General features: G+C 38.3%; 23 protein-coding genes. 20 read left to right on the top strand and 3 right to left on the bottom strand.

All coding sequences use genetic code 11. From position 1 onward, the window contains the following. Window positions 1-114: 114 nt before the first annotated feature. Window positions 115-1,455: a radical SAM protein gene (locus tag KKF19_03480; protein ID MBU2579985.1), complete on the bottom strand. Its 1,341-nt coding sequence runs from the start codon at window positions 1,453-1,455 to the stop codon at window positions 115-117. Window positions 1,456-2,072: 617 nt separating this feature from the next. Next, window positions 2,073-2,327 (bottom strand): hypothetical protein, encoded by a 255-nt coding sequence (locus KKF19_03475; protein ID MBU2579984.1) that lies wholly within the window; start codon window positions 2,325-2,327, stop codon window positions 2,073-2,075. 342 nt (window positions 2,328-2,669) lie between these two features. Between KKF19_03475 and KKF19_03470 the strand changes: the two genes are divergently transcribed. The 11 genes from KKF19_03470 (at window position 2,670) to KKF19_03420 (ending at window position 10,049) form a co-directional block, all read left to right on the top strand. Further along, a complete protein-coding gene (locus KKF19_03470) occupies window positions 2,670-3,572 on the top strand; it encodes a thermonuclease family protein (protein MBU2579983.1) in 903 nt (300 codons plus the stop codon). A gap of 13 nt (window positions 3,573-3,585) precedes the next feature. Continuing rightward, window positions 3,586-4,194 (top strand): alpha/beta fold hydrolase, encoded by a 609-nt coding sequence (locus KKF19_03465; protein MBU2579982.1) that lies wholly within the window; start codon window positions 3,586-3,588, stop codon window positions 4,192-4,194. Between the two features lie 302 nt (window positions 4,195-4,496). Next, the gene (locus KKF19_03460) at window positions 4,497-4,859 is read left to right on the top strand and encodes a hypothetical protein (protein ID MBU2579981.1); all 363 of its coding nucleotides are present in this window, start codon (window positions 4,497-4,499) and stop codon (window positions 4,857-4,859) included. Between the two features lie 37 nt (window positions 4,860-4,896). Then, complete coding sequence (locus tag KKF19_03455; protein ID MBU2579980.1) at window positions 4,897-5,769, top strand: tryptophan-rich sensory protein; 873 nt, start codon at window positions 4,897-4,899, stop codon at window positions 5,767-5,769. Between the two features lie 101 nt (window positions 5,770-5,870). Then, the gene (locus tag KKF19_03450) at window positions 5,871-6,737 is read left to right on the top strand and encodes a hypothetical protein (GenBank protein MBU2579979.1); all 867 of its coding nucleotides are present in this window, start codon (window positions 5,871-5,873) and stop codon (window positions 6,735-6,737) included. Between the two features lie 71 nt (window positions 6,738-6,808). After that, window positions 6,809-7,237, top strand: coding sequence for an adenylyltransferase/cytidyltransferase family protein (locus KKF19_03445; protein MBU2579978.1), 429 nt, complete (start codon window positions 6,809-6,811; stop codon window positions 7,235-7,237). 23 nt (window positions 7,238-7,260) lie between these two features. Beyond that, window positions 7,261-8,001, top strand: coding sequence for a C39 family peptidase (locus tag KKF19_03440; protein MBU2579977.1), 741 nt, complete (start codon window positions 7,261-7,263; stop codon window positions 7,999-8,001). Between the two features lie 42 nt (window positions 8,002-8,043). Then, a complete protein-coding gene (locus KKF19_03435; GenBank protein MBU2579976.1) occupies window positions 8,044-8,361 on the top strand; it encodes an HNH endonuclease in 318 nt (105 codons plus the stop codon). A gap of 353 nt (window positions 8,362-8,714) precedes the next feature. After that, window positions 8,715-8,957 carry a YbaB/EbfC family nucleoid-associated protein gene (locus KKF19_03430; GenBank protein MBU2579975.1) on the top strand — a complete coding sequence of 81 codons (243 nt, stop codon included), beginning with the start codon at window positions 8,715-8,717 and terminating at the stop codon, window positions 8,955-8,957. Window positions 8,958-8,959: 2 nt separating this feature from the next. Beyond that, window positions 8,960-9,718 carry a PD-(D/E)XK nuclease family protein gene (locus KKF19_03425; protein MBU2579974.1) on the top strand — a complete coding sequence of 253 codons (759 nt, stop codon included), beginning with the start codon at window positions 8,960-8,962 and terminating at the stop codon, window positions 9,716-9,718. 4 nt (window positions 9,719-9,722) lie between these two features. Further along, window positions 9,723-10,049, top strand: coding sequence for a hypothetical protein (locus KKF19_03420; protein ID MBU2579973.1), 327 nt, complete (start codon window positions 9,723-9,725; stop codon window positions 10,047-10,049). 33 nt (window positions 10,050-10,082) lie between these two features. On the opposite strand, the gene KKF19_03415 is transcribed toward KKF19_03420, so the two are convergent. Continuing rightward, complete coding sequence (locus tag KKF19_03415; GenBank protein MBU2579972.1) at window positions 10,083-11,120, bottom strand: transglutaminase-like domain-containing protein; 1,038 nt, start codon at window positions 11,118-11,120, stop codon at window positions 10,083-10,085. 126 nt (window positions 11,121-11,246) lie between these two features. Between KKF19_03415 and KKF19_03410 the strand changes: the two genes are divergently transcribed. The 9 genes from KKF19_03410 to KKF19_03370 all read left to right on the top strand — a co-directional run bounded on the left by KKF19_03410 (window position 11,247) and on the right by KKF19_03370 (window position 16,917). After that, window positions 11,247-11,468 (top strand): DUF167 domain-containing protein, encoded by a 222-nt coding sequence (locus tag KKF19_03410; GenBank protein ID MBU2579971.1) that lies wholly within the window; start codon window positions 11,247-11,249, stop codon window positions 11,466-11,468. Between the two features lie 17 nt (window positions 11,469-11,485). Beyond that, the gene (locus KKF19_03405) at window positions 11,486-11,866 is read left to right on the top strand and encodes a metallopeptidase family protein (protein ID MBU2579970.1); all 381 of its coding nucleotides are present in this window, start codon (window positions 11,486-11,488) and stop codon (window positions 11,864-11,866) included. After that, entirely contained in the window at window positions 11,863-12,132 is a 270-nt protein-coding gene (locus KKF19_03400) for a hypothetical protein (protein MBU2579969.1), read from the top strand. The genes KKF19_03405 and KKF19_03400 overlap by 4 nt, the downstream gene beginning before the upstream one ends. A 51-nt stretch (window positions 12,133-12,183) precedes the next feature. Beyond that, window positions 12,184-13,041 carry a hypothetical protein gene (locus KKF19_03395; GenBank protein MBU2579968.1) on the top strand — a complete coding sequence of 286 codons (858 nt, stop codon included), beginning with the start codon at window positions 12,184-12,186 and terminating at the stop codon, window positions 13,039-13,041. A gap of 4 nt (window positions 13,042-13,045) precedes the next feature. Then, on the top strand, window positions 13,046-13,711 hold the full coding sequence (locus KKF19_03390; protein ID MBU2579967.1) for a hypothetical protein: 666 nt from the start codon (window positions 13,046-13,048) through the stop codon (window positions 13,709-13,711). A gap of 157 nt (window positions 13,712-13,868) precedes the next feature. Next, window positions 13,869-14,753, top strand: coding sequence for an orotidine-5'-phosphate decarboxylase (gene pyrF / locus KKF19_03385; protein ID MBU2579966.1), 885 nt, complete (start codon window positions 13,869-13,871; stop codon window positions 14,751-14,753). Between the two features lie 19 nt (window positions 14,754-14,772). Next, the gene (locus tag KKF19_03380; GenBank protein MBU2579965.1) at window positions 14,773-15,489 is read left to right on the top strand and encodes a hypothetical protein; all 717 of its coding nucleotides are present in this window, start codon (window positions 14,773-14,775) and stop codon (window positions 15,487-15,489) included. 67 nt (window positions 15,490-15,556) lie between these two features. Beyond that, on the top strand, window positions 15,557-16,558 hold the full coding sequence (locus KKF19_03375) for a hypothetical protein (protein ID MBU2579964.1): 1,002 nt from the start codon (window positions 15,557-15,559) through the stop codon (window positions 16,556-16,558). Between the two features lie 80 nt (window positions 16,559-16,638). Beyond that, window positions 16,639-16,917 (top strand): co-chaperone GroES, encoded by a 279-nt coding sequence (locus tag KKF19_03370; GenBank protein MBU2579963.1) that lies wholly within the window; start codon window positions 16,639-16,641, stop codon window positions 16,915-16,917. Window positions 16,918-16,919: the final 2 nt, after the last annotated feature.

The raw sequence follows: 16,919 nt of genomic DNA, 5'->3' as shown, positions 1-16,919 counted from the left end.
TTGGTGTAATTGCTATCTGAACCGCTTTCCGTGGGCTGAAGCGCGGAATTAAACATCTGGATTTCATTACTGCCAGTGTTTGCGTCAGCCCCTTTTTTTTCCGCGAGCAACTTGTTAACCATCTTTGCCACCTCCTTTCGGCTTGGTTGCGGGTTCTAACAAGAATCCTTTTTGAAAAAGTTCTGCGAAAAACTTCCTGTCTTTCTCTACGTCTAAATTCAGCGCGCTAATTATTTCAGAGGGTGTAAAAGAACTTAAGGTATTTAAATGTTTTACTACTTCCAACCCTTTATCATTTACTATAACAAAATGCATGGAATTTGCCACCAATACGAATTTGTTTTCTTTTTCTTCTCTAAAGAGAATATTTTTAGATAGTGATAACTTTTTGTTCAGTTGAATCTCGGATGTTTCTTTGAAGAATTTTTCCTGTTTTTCCTTCAGCGCGCCTTTATAGAAATTGCTAAGTTCGCAATATCCGTCTTGTTTTACTTTGGCGTTTACTCGGCATCCTCCTCCGCAACTATCTGCTATAATACACTCATTGCATTCGGGCGGCAGCAAAGAATTATTCCGCCAAATTTCCATTCTTTTCCAGATGTTATTGAAGCTTTCGTTTAATATATTGCCATAAGATTTTTGGTCGTATGAACACGCTCTGATATTGCCTTCGGATCCGATGGTTATTGTAGTATTTCCGGCAGTACACATTCTTTTTGAGAATGTTTCTACAATTTCATTTTCAAGATTTTCAAAAAGGCAGGTTGGAAAAACTTCCAAAATATCCACATTAAGCCCGAAATCTTTCTTTAATTGGAGGAGTTGACCAAGCGTGTCTATTGTTTCTTTTTCGTTTAATTCAAGAACTTGATGCTCCTGGACTGATGGGCAAATTGGCGTGGCGCTGAAATTTTTAATACCTAAATTTTCATAAACCCATTTGCCTGTTGTGTAGACATTTTGGTAATTAATTTTACTCGCAACCATATTGATTGCTAAATTGATCTTTGCCTTTTGCAGATTTTTAATGCCTTGAACAGTTTTTTGAAAAGCGAGATTTGAATTAGCAATTTCATTGTGTTGCCGCGGGTTAGACGAAATTAGGGATACGAGAAATATTTCTATTGGATATGTTGATAGTTTTTCCGCTTCGTTTTGATTAATTAAGGTAGCATTGGAATTTATCATTATACGGATGTTTTGTTCGCGCAAGAAATTCATAAGATTATATGTTTTTTCTTTTGCGACAAATGGTTCGCCTCCAGTGATAGTAGCGTAGAAAATATCATTTTCTCCCAAAATTTTAGCCACCTTTTTCCATTCAGAGATAGACAATTCTTTCCTTTCATTTGTTTGGTCATAACGCCAAAAGTTGTAGCAGTGCAGGCATTTGTTGTTGCAATTAGAAGTTATTTCTATTTGAACATATATAGGGCTTCTAAGATTAGATATCATCAGGGACCTCCTTTTTTATCTTCGGTATTATTCAACGGTTAAAGAACATATCTCATACTTTCTTTATTGTGGCTTTTTATTTTATCTTTGTCAATCCCAAAAGAAATAAAAAGAGATTAAGATAAAATCTTTGAAATTAGAAAAGGAATATCTTAGGAATAGGTTTAGGGAGGATAAGGGGGAGTAAAAGATTTAGAGGGGGTTTGGGGAGAAATACAGGGGGTGAAAAAAGGTCAGACCTTCTGAGCGAGACCTTAAGAAATGTCTCTACTCGAAAGGTCTAACCTTTTTTATCATGTTAAAAAATCGCCAAGAGGGCGGTTTTTTGGTATAGAAAAAGGAGTTCGTTGTTTTTGAGCTCCTTGTCCTGTTGGACTCCTTGTTTAGGAATTATTTCGGGTTCCATGGCATATGAATCTTTTTTCCACCGGGGATTCGGACAGTGGTATGTCCTTCAGAAATGTTGCCGTCGCTGTCGCTTTTGAAAGTATCGTGCATGTCGCCATCGCCTAATGGGGATGGTCCCATAGGTTGGATCCCAAAGCCATTTTTTAGCGGTACGAAAGGTTTGTTATCTCCCACTTTTTGCCTCCTTTTGTTTGCGGTTAATAAAAATGTCAAAACATTTGGGGATTCTTTAGATATTTTTTCCTAATTATATTATGGCACTTCTTGCACCAGCAGTTTTCTCCATAATATCTTTCCAATTTTTCGTCATGCCGCTTTTTCTCTTCCTTGGAAGCTGTCCCAAAAATTATATTTGCGCTCGCCAACGAGGGCAAATCAGGAAGAAATCCAATCGGTGACACCTTACTTTCGCTTATAGAAACCTCTTTCCCACATCTTGGACAAGGATATTTTTTCTTTGTCATAATTACCACCTCCTTTTAAAGAACTTTACTTGTTATAATATGATTTATTTTTTAAAAAGTATAACTCATAAAGCGCTATACTGTCAATAACAATTTTTGCTCCGTATTCTGAAAAAAGAGGGAGAGAAAGAGGGTCTGGATTGCGGGTCCCTCCAGAGGCGGGCGCGGCAAGCCCGCAATGACGGGGAGGGGAGGCGACAGGAAACTTTTTGGGAAAAAATGAGAAATAAGAGGACACCCCTCGCGGCGAGGGGTGTCCTCTTTACTTAACGCGCTTGAAGAACTATAAAAAAAATCGCCTAAACAGCGGTTTTTTGGTATAATGGGGGTATGGGTCAAGATATGAAAAAGTTTTTAATAAAATATAAAATAGTTTTGTCGGCAATGGTTGGGGTTTTGGTTGTGGGCGGGGTTGTTTGGTTTTTTTATTCTGAAAGATTGATTGATGATGATTTAGCGCAAGAGAGCGGTGGTTGTTCTGATACGCCGAAATTGGAGGATGGAGCGGTTCGGATGGTGACGAAAGTGATTGACGGGGACACGGTTTTGATTGAGGGTGGTTATTCAGTCCGTCTTTTGTGGTTTGACGCGGATGAAAGGGGCAAGCCGTGCTATGGGGCGGCTCAAGAGCGATTGGAGGAACTGGTTTTGGGCAAGGAGGCGGTTTTGGAGATGGGCGGGGATGATTTGGACCAGTGGTGCCGATATTTGCGATATGTTTTCGTGGATGATGTTAATATTGGGTTGAAAATGGTTCAGGAGGGGCTGGTTGTGGCTCGCGCTTCTTATGAGGGGAGCAAATATCAATCAGAAATTGCTTTGGCGGAAGGAGTCGCTATTGAAAATAAGGTTGGTTGCAAGTGGAGCGGACAAGGAGCGGAGTCGATTAACAGGGATGGAAATTATAACTGGTCAAAATTAACTTCTGAATTAACTGGTTTGAAAGTAATTGACGCTTGTTCGTCTGCTCAATATTATGGGCAAGAGGTGATTGTTGAGGGGTGGGTGGCTGATGGTTATCGCTCCCAAACCAATACGGTTTTTTTGAATTTTGAAGACGCTTATCCTGAACAATGTTTTGTCGGGGTGATTTTCAGTTCTGATTTGGATGAATTTGTTCAAAATCCGGAAAAATATTATTCAAGTCAGATGGTTAGGATAAGAGGCGAAGTTGAGGAATATGGAGGCAAGCCGGAGATTATTTTAAAGTCAGCCGAGCAAATTGAGAGAGGGAACGGGTTATAAAAAATAATATAATATGACAAAGCAAATTGTTGTGATTCATGGTGGTTCTGCTTTTGAAACAGATAAGGATTATCTGTCGTTTTTGAAATTTTTGAAAGTTGACTTAGATAGGTATAGAAAAATAGGATGGAAAGATACTTTGCGAGAGGAACTTGGAAATAGATTTGATGTTTTATTGCTGAAAATGCCAAATCCGATGAATTCTAAATATGCCGAATGGAAAATGTTGTTTAGGAAAATCGCTCGTTTATTAGATGATAATGTTGTTTTAATTGGTCATTCTTTAGGCGGGGTATTTTTGGCGAAATATCTTTCGGAAAACAAATTTCCAAAGAAAATTCGCGCTTCAATTTTGATTGCTCCACCGTATGATGAAAAAGATATTGAAGAGCCGTTGGGAGATTTCGTTATATTAAATAATTTAAAAAAGTTTAAGGGGCAAGGCGGCAAGATATTTATTTATCATAGCGAAGACGACCCGGTTGTTCCTTATCTTGACCTCGGGAAATATCAAAAAGATTTACCCGACGCGACTGTGAGAATATTTAAGGATAGAGGTCATTTTAATCAGCCGGAATTTCCTGAATTAGCGCGGGAGATAAAGGGGATTTGCGGGAAATGAAAAAAGGAGCTCGTTATTTTGAGCTCCTTTTAAGTTAACGCCGGCCTATTTTGGGGTCCAGGGCATGTGGGCTGTTTTCCCGCCAGGAATTCTGACGGTAGTATGTCCTTTAGAAATATTGCCTTCTCGGTCGCTTTTAAAAGTGTCGTGCATATCGCCGTTACCTAATGGGGATGGACCCATAGGCTGAATCCCAAAGCCGTCTTTAAGTGGTACGAAAGGTTTGTTATCTCCCATTTTTTCCTCCTTTTGTTAGGGTTAATTAAAAAAGTACTGTCGTGATTCTATCATATTAATATTTTTTGTCAACTATAAAAATCGCCAAGGGGGCGGTTTTTTGGTATAATAAAAACATGCACATAGATTCTTACAATTTTGGCGAGATAATGATTGATGGGAAAAGATATGATGCTGATATTATTATTTATCCTAACAAAGTAAAGAAATGGTGGCGGAAGCAAGGGCATGAGGTTTGTATTGATGATATAAAAGAAGCGGTTGATGAAGGACCGGATGTTTTGATTATTGGCGCTGGGACTCCTGGATTGATGAAAGTTTTAAAAGAAACAGAAGAATATTTAGAAAAACAGGGGATTGAGTTGATTGCTGAGCCAACAGAAAAAGCTGTTCAAATTTTTAATCGGCTTTGTTTAGAAAAAAAGTAATATTTGGCTTACATTTGACTTGTTAAATTTTAGTATTATGAAGTTAAATAATGTTTTAAAATTGATTATTGCTGTTGGAGTTTGCGAAATTGCCGGGATTATCGGCTCGGTATTTACCGTTTCGGCGATACCTGTTTGGTATGCTGGGCTCGCGAAACCGGCATTCAATCCTCCAAGTTGGGTTTTTGGTCCCGCGTGGACGACATTGTATTTTCTCATGGGCGTCGCCGCGTTTTTGGTATGGAAGAAAGGGTTTGAGCGAAAAGATGTAAAAATGGCGCTTGGCGTGTTTGGTGTTCAGCTTTTTTTGAACGCGATTTGGTCAATTATCTTTTTTGGATTAAAAAATCCCGGCTGGGCGTTTATTGACATCGTCCTTCTCTGGTTCGCGATTATTGGGACAATCATTGTTTTTTACAAAATCTCATGGAAGGCGGCGCTTCTTCTTTTGCCGTATCTTCTTTGGGTCAGTTTTGCCGGTTATCTTAATTATTCTATCTGGCAATTACAGACTCCGCCTATAAAATTATATTATTACAATCAAGAACTAGATAGAGATGAATCGGGCAATATCGCTTGTAGTAGGGAAGGGTTGGCGCCAGTTGAAAGAGAAATTCCCATAACCCAAACGCCGATTCAAGATGCGATTAAACTTTTGCTTTCGGGCGAATTAACCGACGAAGAGCGGGCTCAAGGAATTGACAGTGAATATCCGTTGGAGGGGCTTTCTTTAAAAGGAGCTTTGTTGAGGGACGGGGTTTTAACTCTTGAATTTGACGACGCTAAAAACAAAACAGTTGGCGGTTCCTGTCGCGTGGGCATTCTTTGGTTTCAGATTGAAGCGACAGCCAAGCAATTTCCAGAAGTCCAGCAAGTCCGTTTTCTGCCAGAGGAAATTTTCCAGCCGTAGGGACAAAAAAGGCGTCAGGAACCTTTTTTAGGAATCGCCAAGGGGGCGGTTTTTTGGTATAATGAGGGTATGAAGGATTTTTTAGGGAAATATAAAATTTTATGAGAACAATTAAAAGCATAAACAATAAACAAATTACAATTTTTGAAGGTCAAAAAATCCGCCGTCTTTGGGACGAGAAAAAAGAAAAATGGTATTTTTCGGTAGTAGATATTATTCAAGCGTTAATTCAACAAGCCGATTATCAAACTGCCAGAAAGTATTGGAATAAACTTAAAGAAAGACTTAAAAAAGAGGGAAACGAGTCGGTGTCAAATTGTCACCAACTGAAATTTGAGGCAGCAGATGGAAAATTTTATTTGACTGATACATCTGATGTAGAAACATTGTTGCGTCTCATCCAGTCCGTTCCGTCGCCAAAAGCTGAGCCAGTAAAACTGTGGCTGGCAAAAGTCGGTTATGAAAGAATAGAGGAAATGAATGATCCGGGAAAAGCGTTAAATCGCAGTCGGGATTATTGGCAAAGAATGGGACGAAGCAAGAAGTGGATACAGCAAAGAATGATGGGGCAAGAAATCAGAAATAAACTGACTGATTATTGGAAAGACAACAAAGTCAAAGAAAAAGACGAATACGCTATTTTAACAAATATTATCCACAAAGAATGGAGCGATTTGTCGGTCAAAGAGCATAAAAATTTGAAAAAATTAAAAACGCAAAACTTGCGCGACCATATGTCGGACGCAGAGTTGGTTTTTACAGCGTTGGCAGAACTTTCTACTCGGCAAATAGCCGAAACGATGGAAGCAAGGGGTTTGGAAGAAAGCAAAACGCCAGCCAGAAAAGGAGGTCGTATCGCTAAAAACGCGAGAAAAGAATTAGAGAGTAAAACAGGCAAAAAAGTCGTCTGTGGGAAAAATTATTTACAACCTCCAAAAAGTAGTAAAAGATTGAAAGAGAAAAATTAATATGAAAGATCTTTTTGGGAAATATAAAATTTTATTGGGTGAGGAATTATAAAATGGGCAAAAATATTTATATGAAAAAAAAGATTATAGTAGCTGTAAGCGGATACTTTAATCCGCTTCATATTGGTCATTTAGATTTACTTAAAACAGCTAAATTGCTTGGTGATTGTTTGGTAGTAATAGTAAATAATGACAAGCAAGTAAAATTAAAGGGCAGTATTCCTTTTATGAATAAAAAAGACCGAGCCGAAATACTAAAAGCGATTAGATGGGTTGATGAGGTTTTTATTTCTATTGACAACGATCAAACAGTTTGTAAGTCTTTACAAAAGATAAAGCCAGATATTTTTGCCAATGGCGGAGACAGGAAAAATTTAAACGATATCCCCGAAGCAGAAATTTGCAAAAAATTAAATATAAAGTTAATAGATGGTTGCGGCAGAAAGATTAGGTCAAGTTCAACATTAATAAAGCGCGCGGCCAAAAAATATGATAGTTAGTAAAATTATTGGCGGTAAGCAAGATGGAGAATTTTTTAAAGAGATATAAGATAGTTTGGATTGTTGTTTTAGCCGTTGTTTTGATGGCATTTTTTTTCTTTTTTCCGAAAAAATCTTTGGAGGAGAAGAAAGAAGAAGCAGTAGTAGCAACAACAAAAGAAGAAATATTATTGGAAAACAGTTATGAGATATTTGACGTCCCTTTTATCCCTCAAGCGCCATTTGCTGAATGGAATAATCCAATATTTCAAGACGGTTGCGAAGAAGCGACCTCTCTGATGGCCGTTTCTTGGGCAAGAGGAAAGGGGCTGAACGAAGAAGAGGCAAAAGAAGAAATTATCGCTATGTCTGATTATCAAAAAAAAGAGTTTGGCGAATACAGAGATACATCCAGTTATGACACGATGGAAAGAATTATTAAAGGATATTTTGGATATAATGCCGCGGAAGTGAAAAGAGAGATTGTTCTTCAAGATATTATTAACGAAATAGAGAAAGGTAGTGTGGTAATTATACCGGCTAATGGTCAATTATTGGGAAATCCATATTTTACCCCGCCCGGACCAGAAAGGCATATGATCGTGATTTGGGGATATGACGCGAACAGTGGGGAATTTATTGTCAATGACCCAGGAACAATAAGAGGAGAAAAATATCGTTATCAGGAAGAAATTTTATTTAATGCCATCAGAGATTATCCAACCGGTTATCACGAGCCGATTGAGGAAATAGAAAAGGTGATGATTGTGATAGGGAGAGAATAAGAAAATAGTAACTTAAAAATATAAAAGATAAAGGAGGATATTTTGGCTAGAAAAAATGGTAGAAACGGAAAAAATGAACCATCTAAGCATCATATCATTCCAGAGAGTAGGGGCGGGGGAAATGAGTCAGATAATGTAAAAATTTTCCCGAGAAGATTTCACAGCAGGTGGCATGATATTTTCGGAAATTTGACGCCGCATGAAGCAATTCAGTTTATCAAAGAGGTTTTTCTTGATGAAAGCAAGATAACCGGGGTAATGAAGAAAAGGCGAAAGAGAAGTTGGAGATGGGACGAACTTTATGAGCTTCAGCTTTCTATTCAAAGAGAGACAATTAGAAACAAAAGGAGGAAAAAATAAAATAATCCCTTTGGCAGAATTTTGCTAAAGGGATTTTTTGCGGGAAAAATCGCCAAGAGAATGTTTTTTTGGTATAATGGGGATATGAGAAAGAAAAAAGTTGAAAACAATTTGGCATTTATAGATGGACAGAATTTATATATGGGGACAAAATCCAGCAGGCCGGCATGGATTGTTAATTTAGTAAAATTTCGCAGATATTTAAAAGAAAAATTAAACAATAAAAAAAGAAAGAGTCTCCTTAGGCAGCAAGCCGTTTGGATTCCCTTTCGTCTTAATATTCTAAGTATATAGTAAACATACAATAAGTCAAGGTTGAATATGTGGATAAGAAGTGATATAATATAAATACTATGTTTGAAAAATTAAAAGAGTTAAAAAAATTAAAGGAGTTGCAGGGCGAACTTGGGAAAGAAAAAGCCGAAGCGGAGAAGAATGGCGTCAAGGTGGTTGTGAATGGCAAGATGGAAATAGAGGAAGTTGTTTTGAATGGGGAATTAAACAAGGAATCACAAGAGGAGGCGGTCAAAAATTGCGCCAATGAGGCGATGAAGAAAATTCAAATGCTCGCCGCGCGGAAAATGTTTAAGATGTAATTATGTCGCAATACTATAACCCAAAGAGAAAATATAATCTTTTTGACCCGGAATCAAAGGATATTTTCAAATTAAGCCGTTCAAAGATTGACTTGTTTTTGTCTTGTCCGCGCTGTTTTTATCTTGACCGGCGATTGGGCGTCGGCAGGCCGCCCGGTTATCCTTTTAGTTTAAACTCGGCGGTGGACTTTTTGCTTAAAAAAGAATTTGATATTCATCGGGCGGAGAATAAAGCGCATCCTTTTATGGAGGAATATTGTTTGAATTTAATTCCTTTTAGTCATCCAAAATTGAATGAATGGAGAGAAAATTTTAAGGGCGTTCAATATTTTCATGAACCGACCAATTTAATTATTACCGGAGCGGTTGATGATTTATGGGTTGATAAAGAAAAAATTGTTTATGTTGTGGACTATAAGGCGACGAGTAAGGATGGCGATGTTAATTTAGACGCGGAATGGCAGGACGGATATAAGAGGCAGATGGAAATTTATCAATGGCTTTTACGGCGAAACGATTTGAAAATTTCAGACACGGGATATTTTGTTTATTGTAATGGTAAAAAAGATGTAAAAGCGTTTGATGGGAAATTAGAATTTGATGTGAAAATTATTCCGTATAAGGGTGATGATTTTTGGGTGGAAAAAGCGATTGTTGACGCCCATAAGTGTATGATGAATAATAAAATTCCTTTGGCAAACAGCGAATGCGATTATTGCGCCTATCGAGAGGAAGCGGCGAAAGAAGAATTATCAAAATAAAAATATGTTGCCTGAAAAATGGGAAAATTTAGTGGGTGATATTAAGGATAAGTTTGAGGTGGAAGATTTTGGGAACGAGCATTTGGACGAACGCGGGGGAGTGGATGTTGAACATATTACCTTTAAAAGCCCGATCGGCAGGGTTAAGTTAGAGTTTACGACAAAACCAGTTGTGCTTGATAAAAAAACATTTTTTTCTCGCCGCATCGGTTCAGGTTCAGGGGAAGAATATGTTTATAGTAAGGACGAAAAAACAAGCAGGATGACGGCCTTCAAATGGGATATGAATGCGCGCGATTGGATTGAAATTGACGCGGATAATTTTAAATGAAAAAGAGAGCTGGTTAAGCTCTCTTTGTTTTTGTTAATAGAACTCCAACGGTTCGCCGGTTTTTACATCAAGGATTTTAGAATCCTTTCCCGGCTTTTGGATATACTTAATATAAGATAGGCGTATTTTATGACCAAATACGGTCGCTGGTATACTTCTGCCGATTTTAAATTCTTCAATGGTGGTTTCGGCGACACTATATTTCTTTGTTCCTAATTCAAACTCAAGGTTGTTTGAATTAGGATAACTGCCTTCAACAGCCACAGATATGTGATCAACCGACGAGTCGCCTATGTAGAGCAATCGATAATCAATATCCGCTTGCTCTAATAATGAAGCGTATAGAATAACCTTGCCGCTACAATCAGACCGTTTAGTCATCAGAGTTTCATTCGGTCTTTTAAGCGTTTCCGCGCTAGACAATGCCTCCGCGTAATCGTATTCAATTTCCGCAGTGACAAAATCAAGCAGTTTTTGGGCCTTGGCTTCTTTGCTGGTTGCGCCAGCTGTAATGCGGGAAGCCAGTTTTTCCAATGACACTTCTCCTTTTTTAGCGACAAAAGCGCCATGATTAAAAAAGATAGCAATAGTGTTATTTTCAATACTTCTTAAAACATTCAGGTATCCGCCATAAACGCTTCTGTTGGAAATGAAGGCGTAAAGTTCAGGGATAGAAATATCATAAGTGATTTTGCCAAATTGATATCTTACCTTTTTTGATAAATCTATTTTAAGATTATCAATCGGCAAACGGAAAAAATATCTGTCGGCCTGTTCTGTTTTGCCGAATTCAATCTGTTTAGGGTTTATACAGATTAAATCAAGTATTTTTTTGCTGTAATCATTAGTGTCAATTGAAAGATAAATATTTCCTTCAGAAAAATCTATCATTTCAATCTCTGTTTTAGTGTTGCTTAGTTTTTGCCAAAACTCCTTTCCAGCAAAATCTGGTTGGTCAAGATAAGATAAGACCGCGTTTTGCAGGTTATTAGGTTGAATTGCTTGCGCCGTTTGAGCGATAAACAACAAAACCACAACCATCATTGCCGCGATACCGATTGATTTTTTCATTTCTTCCTCCTCCTTTTGTTTAATATTTTAAAGTGCTAATGGTATGATAGTATATATTATATAAATTGTCAAGATTGCGCGCTCATTAAGTATCGGTGTATAATACACAAAAAATAGAAAATTTATATGCTTATTAAAGTTAAGGTTTTTCCTTCGGCGGGGAAGAAGGAAATTATTAAAAAATCTGAAGATAGTTTTGAGATTTGGGTTAAGGAGAAACCGATTAAGGGGATGGCAAATCGGGCGGTCGCGAACGCTTTAGCGGAGTATTTTGGTGTTTCGCGCGATGATGTTAAAATGATAAGCGGTTTTCAGCGAAGGAATAAGGTTTTTAAGATCAAAGTTTAAGATTTTTTCCTAATAGTATGCGAACAGATGATTTTAATAAATTAGTCGAAAAAGCGATTTTGGAAATACCAGAGCATATCCGTCAAAAAATGGATAATGTGGAGATTGTTGTGGAGCCAAGCGCGTCTCCAGAGCAAATGCGAGATCTTGGACTTAAATCCGCAAACTCTCTTTTTGGATTATATCACGGAGTGCCGCAGACAGCATGGGGCAGGGGTTTTGGCAATATTTTGCCAGATAAAATCAGTATTTTTCAGAAACCAATAGAAAAATCGGCCAAGTCCGAAAAAGAAATAATTGATTTAGTAAAAAATACTGTCTGGCACGAAATCGCTCATCATTTTGGCTTTAGCGAAAATGGTATTAGGGAATTAGAAAAAAAAAGAAAAGAGAAATGACTTTAATTATTGATTTGTCAGGAGAAAAACTTTGCTTGGTTCTTAAACTGGGTAAAAAGCAAATCGCCGTCCATAAATGGGACGGCCTTTATCAATTAAGCGAAACGCTTTTGGTTGAATTGGATAAATTTTTGAAGAAAAATAAAATCAACTTGTCTGATATTAAAAAATTTAAAGTCATCCCAAGCGAAAAATCAATTATCAGCGATAGAATCGCCCAAGCGGTTGTTTTGGGATTGACTAATTCGTCAATGTTGGTAGAATAATCGCAAATAAATAGTTCCTTAACTTTTGAATATTGAAAAGGAGGTGAAGAAATGATACAACTTTCCAATGGTCATCGGTTTGAGTATGTCGCGGCGAGCGGGGCATTAGGTTTTGATGGGGCCGGATGGCCATGGGAATGGTCTTTGAAATGGGTTGAGTTGTTTGATCCGTCTCTTTTCACGGTTGTTATCAAAACTCTTACTTATAAACCTAAAAAAGGAAATTTACGCTGGCATAATCCGTTTAGGTGTATTCGTTTTTTGCCGGGCGGCGTTGTGAATGCCGCAGGACTGACTAATCCAGGGATTAAATGGTGGCGTCAAAAAATTGGTCCAAAAGTTGATAGGAAGAAAATTCCTATAGTTGGCTCTATTCTTTCGGATAACATTCAAGAGCTTGCCGAAATGGCCATTATATTAAATGATTTTGACTTGGTTGGTTTGGAAATTAACGCTTCTTGCCCCAACACCGAAAGTGATTGGTTGAAAAATACTAGAAAAATTATTAAAGGATGCCAAGCAGTAAAAGAAGTAAGCCGATTTCCAATTTTTCTTAAACTTTCAGTTGTTCATAATATTAAAGCAATTCTTCCTCGGATAAAAGGATTAGTTGAAGCTATTGATATTAACAGCGTTCCTTGGAAAACTGCTTTTCCTAACCAAAAAAGTCCGTTATTTCGTTTGAGCGATGGCGGCGTTTCAGGGAGAGTAGCTCAACCGTTTACGTGGAAATTTCTTAGGGAAATTATTGAACTAACTTCAATTCCGGTAATTGGACCGAGTGTATGGGAATTTCAGGACATTGAAAGATTAAGGCAAATTGGCGCGAAGGCAATTAGTTTTGGCTCTGTTTTTATTCAATATCCATGGCGACCAACAATGTTTGTAAGAAGAGATATGGGGAGGTAGAATTATGGATGAAGGCACTATGGATCCAGAGATGATCCTTGGTTGGTTTGATAAATGCAACGCAGTATGGATTCACGATGGCAATTCCAAAAAACCGCATGCGGAATTAACTTCGGGTCTATGTAGTAATGGATATTTTAATTGCTCTGAAGTTCTAAAATATCCATATCTAAACGAAAATTTAGCTCAGGAACTTGTTCGGAAACTAAAACAGAACGGAGTAAATAAGGTGGACTGGACTATTGGTTCCCCTTATTCGGCTATTACTTTTTCTTATGAAGTAGCCAAGGCCATTGGCGCTGTCCATGCCTTTACTGAAAAAGATCCGACTGACCAGAAGGGCAAAAGAATGATTTGGCGGCGAATGACTATTCCAGCTGGAGCAACTATTCTTCAAATAGAAGAACTTGTTACCACTAGTGGAACATTTAAGGAAGTGCGGCGAGCAGTAGAGGAAGGCAATACTGAACCGGTGAATTTTTTGCCAGAAATTGGTATCCTAATTCACAGACCATCAAAACTGCCAGTTGATTATGGAGAACAGAAAGCGATAGCTTTGATTGAAAAAGAAGTTTGGACAGTTAGTCCAGAAAATTGCCCGTTATGTAAAGCAGGATCTCTAAGATATCGGCCCAAAAGTCACTGGAGGGAACTAACTGGAAAAAATTAATTTCAGCGCAGGCGTTCGGTTTTAAAAAATAAAACTGGACGCCTTTTTGTTTTAGGATTAAAGGCAAAAATAAGGTAAAACATTGACTAATTCATCAATATTGGTAGAATAATCGCAAATAAATAGTTCCTTAACTTTTAAATAAAGGAGGAGTGTTATGCGAAATTTCAGAGAAATGTTGGCAGAACGCCAAGAAAAAATTAGTTCTTTGGTTTGCGTGGGACTTGACCCGTTAGTAGAGAAACTTCCTAATCTTTATGCTAAAAGGATTGATAGAAGGTATCTGAATAGCGCCGTTGAGTTGTGGTTAAGAGATATAGTTGATGCTACTGCTCCATTTGCTTCAATGTTCAAACCGCAAAAGGCGCACTACGAAGCATTACCAGATGGTCATAATATTTTGCGATTTATAGTGGATTATATTCATCACAAATATCCCGACATTCCTGTTTTTTTGGACTGCAAACGAGGCGATATTGGTCGGACGCAACAGCGATACAAGATTGCTCATTTTGAGATTGATGGTGTTGATGGGATGAATTTTTCTCCGTATATGGGGAAAGATTGTATGGAGTATCTTGTTGATAAAGAACATCTTGGAAGGGCGATTGTGGGCCTGTGTTATACCAGTAATCCTTCCGCGAGAGAAGTTCAGGATATAATGACTGAACAAGAGTGGCCGTATTGGCTTTTTATGGCCCGTCGTATATTAGAATGGGCTGAAGGTTTGGGGATTGTGGAAAACGCAGGATTAGTTATGGCGGCAGCTCACGAATATCCGAAGGGCTCTGGAAAGATTTTTTCAGAGCATTTATCCCGCGCCAGGGTAGTTGTCGGCAATAGATTATGGTTCCTAATTCCGGGAATTGGAACCCAGGGCGGATTTATTGAAGAAACCGTTAGAGCTGCTTATATGGGTCCCGGCTCTATTGCTATTAATTCTTCATCAGGCATTACTTTTGCCAGCCAAGGAGACGACTTCGCCGCCGCGGCCGCGCAAAAAGCCAAAGAATTGAGAGATCAGATTAATGAGTTTTTGTAGAAAGGGGAAGTGAGAAATTATGACTGGAACAGGTGAGTTTATTAAAGAGACGGGTGTGGTTGCTGAAGGGCATTTTGTTTATGAGGAGGGTTATGCCCATGGTAATCTTTATATCAACAAAGAGCAATTTCCGAAAATGGGAGCGAAAAAACTGATAAGTCTTATTGATCGGGTCGGGGCTAATGCCTTAACTTTAGGTCTAGGATTTAACGGGGTAAAAAAAGTTGGGATTATCGGTCCGGCCTACGGGGCAATTCCGTTTAGTTTGTCATTGGCCGCGTTCTTTGAATCGGTCATCCGCATTCCATTTTTCCCTGCCCGAACCCAACTGGTTAGGGATAATGAAGGTCAAGATTATCATATAATTCCAGATAAACTATTGGGATATTATCAAAACACCGCTTTTATCATCCATGACAATATTGTTGACAACGGCGCGACAATAAAGGAAGTCGCTAAACTTTTCCGAAACGCGGTTAATGGAAATATTATAGCGGCGACTTGTTTTGTTGACAGGGGCGGACAGACGGCTGAATCGTTAGGAGTAGAACAATACTATCCATATTTCGCTAAAAAGTTGGAGCAATATGATTTAAGAGAAGCGCCATGTCCACTGTGTCGGGCGGGGGTTCCTATTACTACCGATCTTGGGAAGGGCAGAGAATGGGTGGCGATATTTGGACAGCCGCCGTATCCTTATCCTGAAGATATGGATTTTTCGGGATTTTGGGAATAAAACTGGGCGCTTGGTAAAAAACCGAGCGCCTTTTTTGTTTGGTCAGGATAAGGTATAATATAATTATATGACCCATTTAGAAAAGTCAGTTTTGGCGACTCTTGTTTATTATGATGTTTTAGACAGACCGCTTAATGGTTGGGAGATTTTTAGATATGGGATAAATTGTCAGAAGATGGGGGCAGCCCCCGAAGACGGGGGACTGTCCCCATCTTTTTTGTCCCCGTTTTGTAATGCGTTGGAAAATAGCCGAGAATTAAAAAAAGCGATTGGCGAGAAAAACGGGCTTTATTTTCTCCGCGGGCGAGAGGGGATTGTTGAGGAAAGAATTGAAAGGCAGAAAATAGCGGATAAGAAGTGGAAGAAGGCGCGACGCGTTATCTATTTCTTGCAATTAATTCCTTTTATTAAATTAATTATGGTAAGTGGCTCTTTGGCGATGAACAATACGAAAGACAAATCAGATATAGACCTTTTGATTGTTTCCAAGTTTGGCAGAATCTGGACTTGTCGAGGGCTGACGACTTTGTTTATCCATTTAATCGGGCAGAGGCGGCATAATAATTTGACCAAAAATCGGTTTTGCCTCAATCATTACTTAACCGATAAATCGCTCAAAATTCCTTTTCAAAGTTTGTATAATGCCCAGACCTACGCGCGCTTGACGCCTATCTGGGAGGAAAAACCGCCTTTCTTGTATCGCAAGTTTCAGGAAGAAAATTCTTGGGTCGGGGACTATTTACTTTTTTATCCGCTTGCCAAGAAGGGATATTTAAGAAGCGTAAAAACGAGTTATTTATTGGGTTTTTTTAGAAAAGCGATTGAATCAATTCTTGACAATAAGGTAGGTGATAAGTTAGAATTACTCTTGAAGAGATTTCAAGAAGGGCGGATTAAAAAAGATCCCCTGACTAATCAAAAAGGAGGCAGGGTGTTTTTTAATGATGAGCAGTTGGAATTTCATCCGGTCTCGCCCGAAAAATTAATTTTAGAAAAGTATAATCAAAAAATACGTCAATTAAGATTGAGCGAATTAGGCGAGGAAAAGGATTCAGGATTGGCAGTGTAAAAATATTAAAGAAGCGGAGAATGACGGGCGGCAAATAATTGTGTTTTATTTATCGTTTGTTGTTTTTCGCTTATTAGTTTATGAAAATCAAACCATTATCTGATAGAGTTCTCATTGAACCAATTTCGGTTGAGGACAAAACGGCTTCGGGTATTATTTTGCCTGACACAGCCGATAAAGAAAAATCGGAGCAAGGCAAGGTGGTCGCGGTTGGACCAGGCAAACCCAAAAAGCCAATGAGCGTTAAGAAAGGCGACATCGTTCTTTTTGCCAAATATGGCCCGAGCGAAATTAAAATAGATAAAAAAGAATATTTAATAGCCAGAGAAGAAGATATTTTGGCGATTTTAGAGAAATAAAT

This window comes from Patescibacteria group bacterium, assembly GCA_018830295.1.
In the GTDB taxonomy this organism is placed as follows: domain Bacteria; phylum Patescibacteriota; class Minisyncoccia; order Portnoybacterales; family UBA2143; genus JAHJSM01.
Note: the sequence above shows the minus strand (reverse complement) of the source record. Positions and strands in the feature narration are given on the sequence as shown.

Bases quoted from the DNA above. Each gene is read 5' to 3' on its own strand.
- KKF19_03380 (MBU2579965.1), top strand. From the start codon at position 14,773: ATGACTGGAACAGGTGAGTTTATTAAAGAGACGGGTGTGGTTGCTGAA.
- KKF19_03375 (MBU2579964.1), top strand. From the start codon at position 15,557: ATGACCCATTTAGAAAAGTCAGTTTTGGCGACTCTTGTTTATTATGAT.
- KKF19_03455 (MBU2579980.1), top strand. From the start codon at position 4,897: ATGAAGTTAAATAATGTTTTAAAATTGATTATTGCTGTTGGAGTTTGC.
- KKF19_03470 (MBU2579983.1), top strand. From the start codon at position 2,670: ATGAAAAAGTTTTTAATAAAATATAAAATAGTTTTGTCGGCAATGGTT.
- KKF19_03480 (MBU2579985.1), bottom strand. From the start codon at position 1,455: ATGATATCTAATCTTAGAAGCCCTATATATGTTCAAATAGAAATAACT.
- KKF19_03475 (MBU2579984.1), bottom strand. From the start codon at position 2,327: ATGACAAAGAAAAAATATCCTTGTCCAAGATGTGGGAAAGAGGTTTCT.
- KKF19_03415 (MBU2579972.1), bottom strand. From the start codon at position 11,120: ATGAAAAAATCAATCGGTATCGCGGCAATGATGGTTGTGGTTTTGTTG.
- KKF19_03430 (MBU2579975.1), top strand. From the start codon at position 8,715: ATGTTTGAAAAATTAAAAGAGTTAAAAAAATTAAAGGAGTTGCAGGGC.
- KKF19_03410 (MBU2579971.1), top strand. From the start codon at position 11,247: ATGCTTATTAAAGTTAAGGTTTTTCCTTCGGCGGGGAAGAAGGAAATT.
- KKF19_03395 (MBU2579968.1), top strand. From the start codon at position 12,184: ATGATACAACTTTCCAATGGTCATCGGTTTGAGTATGTCGCGGCGAGC.
- KKF19_03400 (MBU2579969.1), top strand. From the start codon at position 11,863: ATGACTTTAATTATTGATTTGTCAGGAGAAAAACTTTGCTTGGTTCTT.
- KKF19_03450 (MBU2579979.1), top strand. From the start codon at position 5,871: ATGAGAACAATTAAAAGCATAAACAATAAACAAATTACAATTTTTGAA.
- pyrF (MBU2579966.1), top strand. From the start codon at position 13,869: ATGCGAAATTTCAGAGAAATGTTGGCAGAACGCCAAGAAAAAATTAGT.
- KKF19_03405 (MBU2579970.1), top strand. From the start codon at position 11,486: ATGCGAACAGATGATTTTAATAAATTAGTCGAAAAAGCGATTTTGGAA.
- KKF19_03370 (MBU2579963.1), top strand. From the start codon at position 16,639: ATGAAAATCAAACCATTATCTGATAGAGTTCTCATTGAACCAATTTCG.
- KKF19_03465 (MBU2579982.1), top strand. From the start codon at position 3,586: ATGACAAAGCAAATTGTTGTGATTCATGGTGGTTCTGCTTTTGAAACA.
- KKF19_03420 (MBU2579973.1), top strand. From the start codon at position 9,723: ATGTTGCCTGAAAAATGGGAAAATTTAGTGGGTGATATTAAGGATAAG.
- KKF19_03425 (MBU2579974.1), top strand. From the start codon at position 8,960: ATGTCGCAATACTATAACCCAAAGAGAAAATATAATCTTTTTGACCCG.
- KKF19_03445 (MBU2579978.1), top strand. From the start codon at position 6,809: ATGAAAAAAAAGATTATAGTAGCTGTAAGCGGATACTTTAATCCGCTT.
- KKF19_03390 (MBU2579967.1), top strand. From the start codon at position 13,046: ATGGATGAAGGCACTATGGATCCAGAGATGATCCTTGGTTGGTTTGAT.
- KKF19_03440 (MBU2579977.1), top strand. From the start codon at position 7,261: ATGGAGAATTTTTTAAAGAGATATAAGATAGTTTGGATTGTTGTTTTA.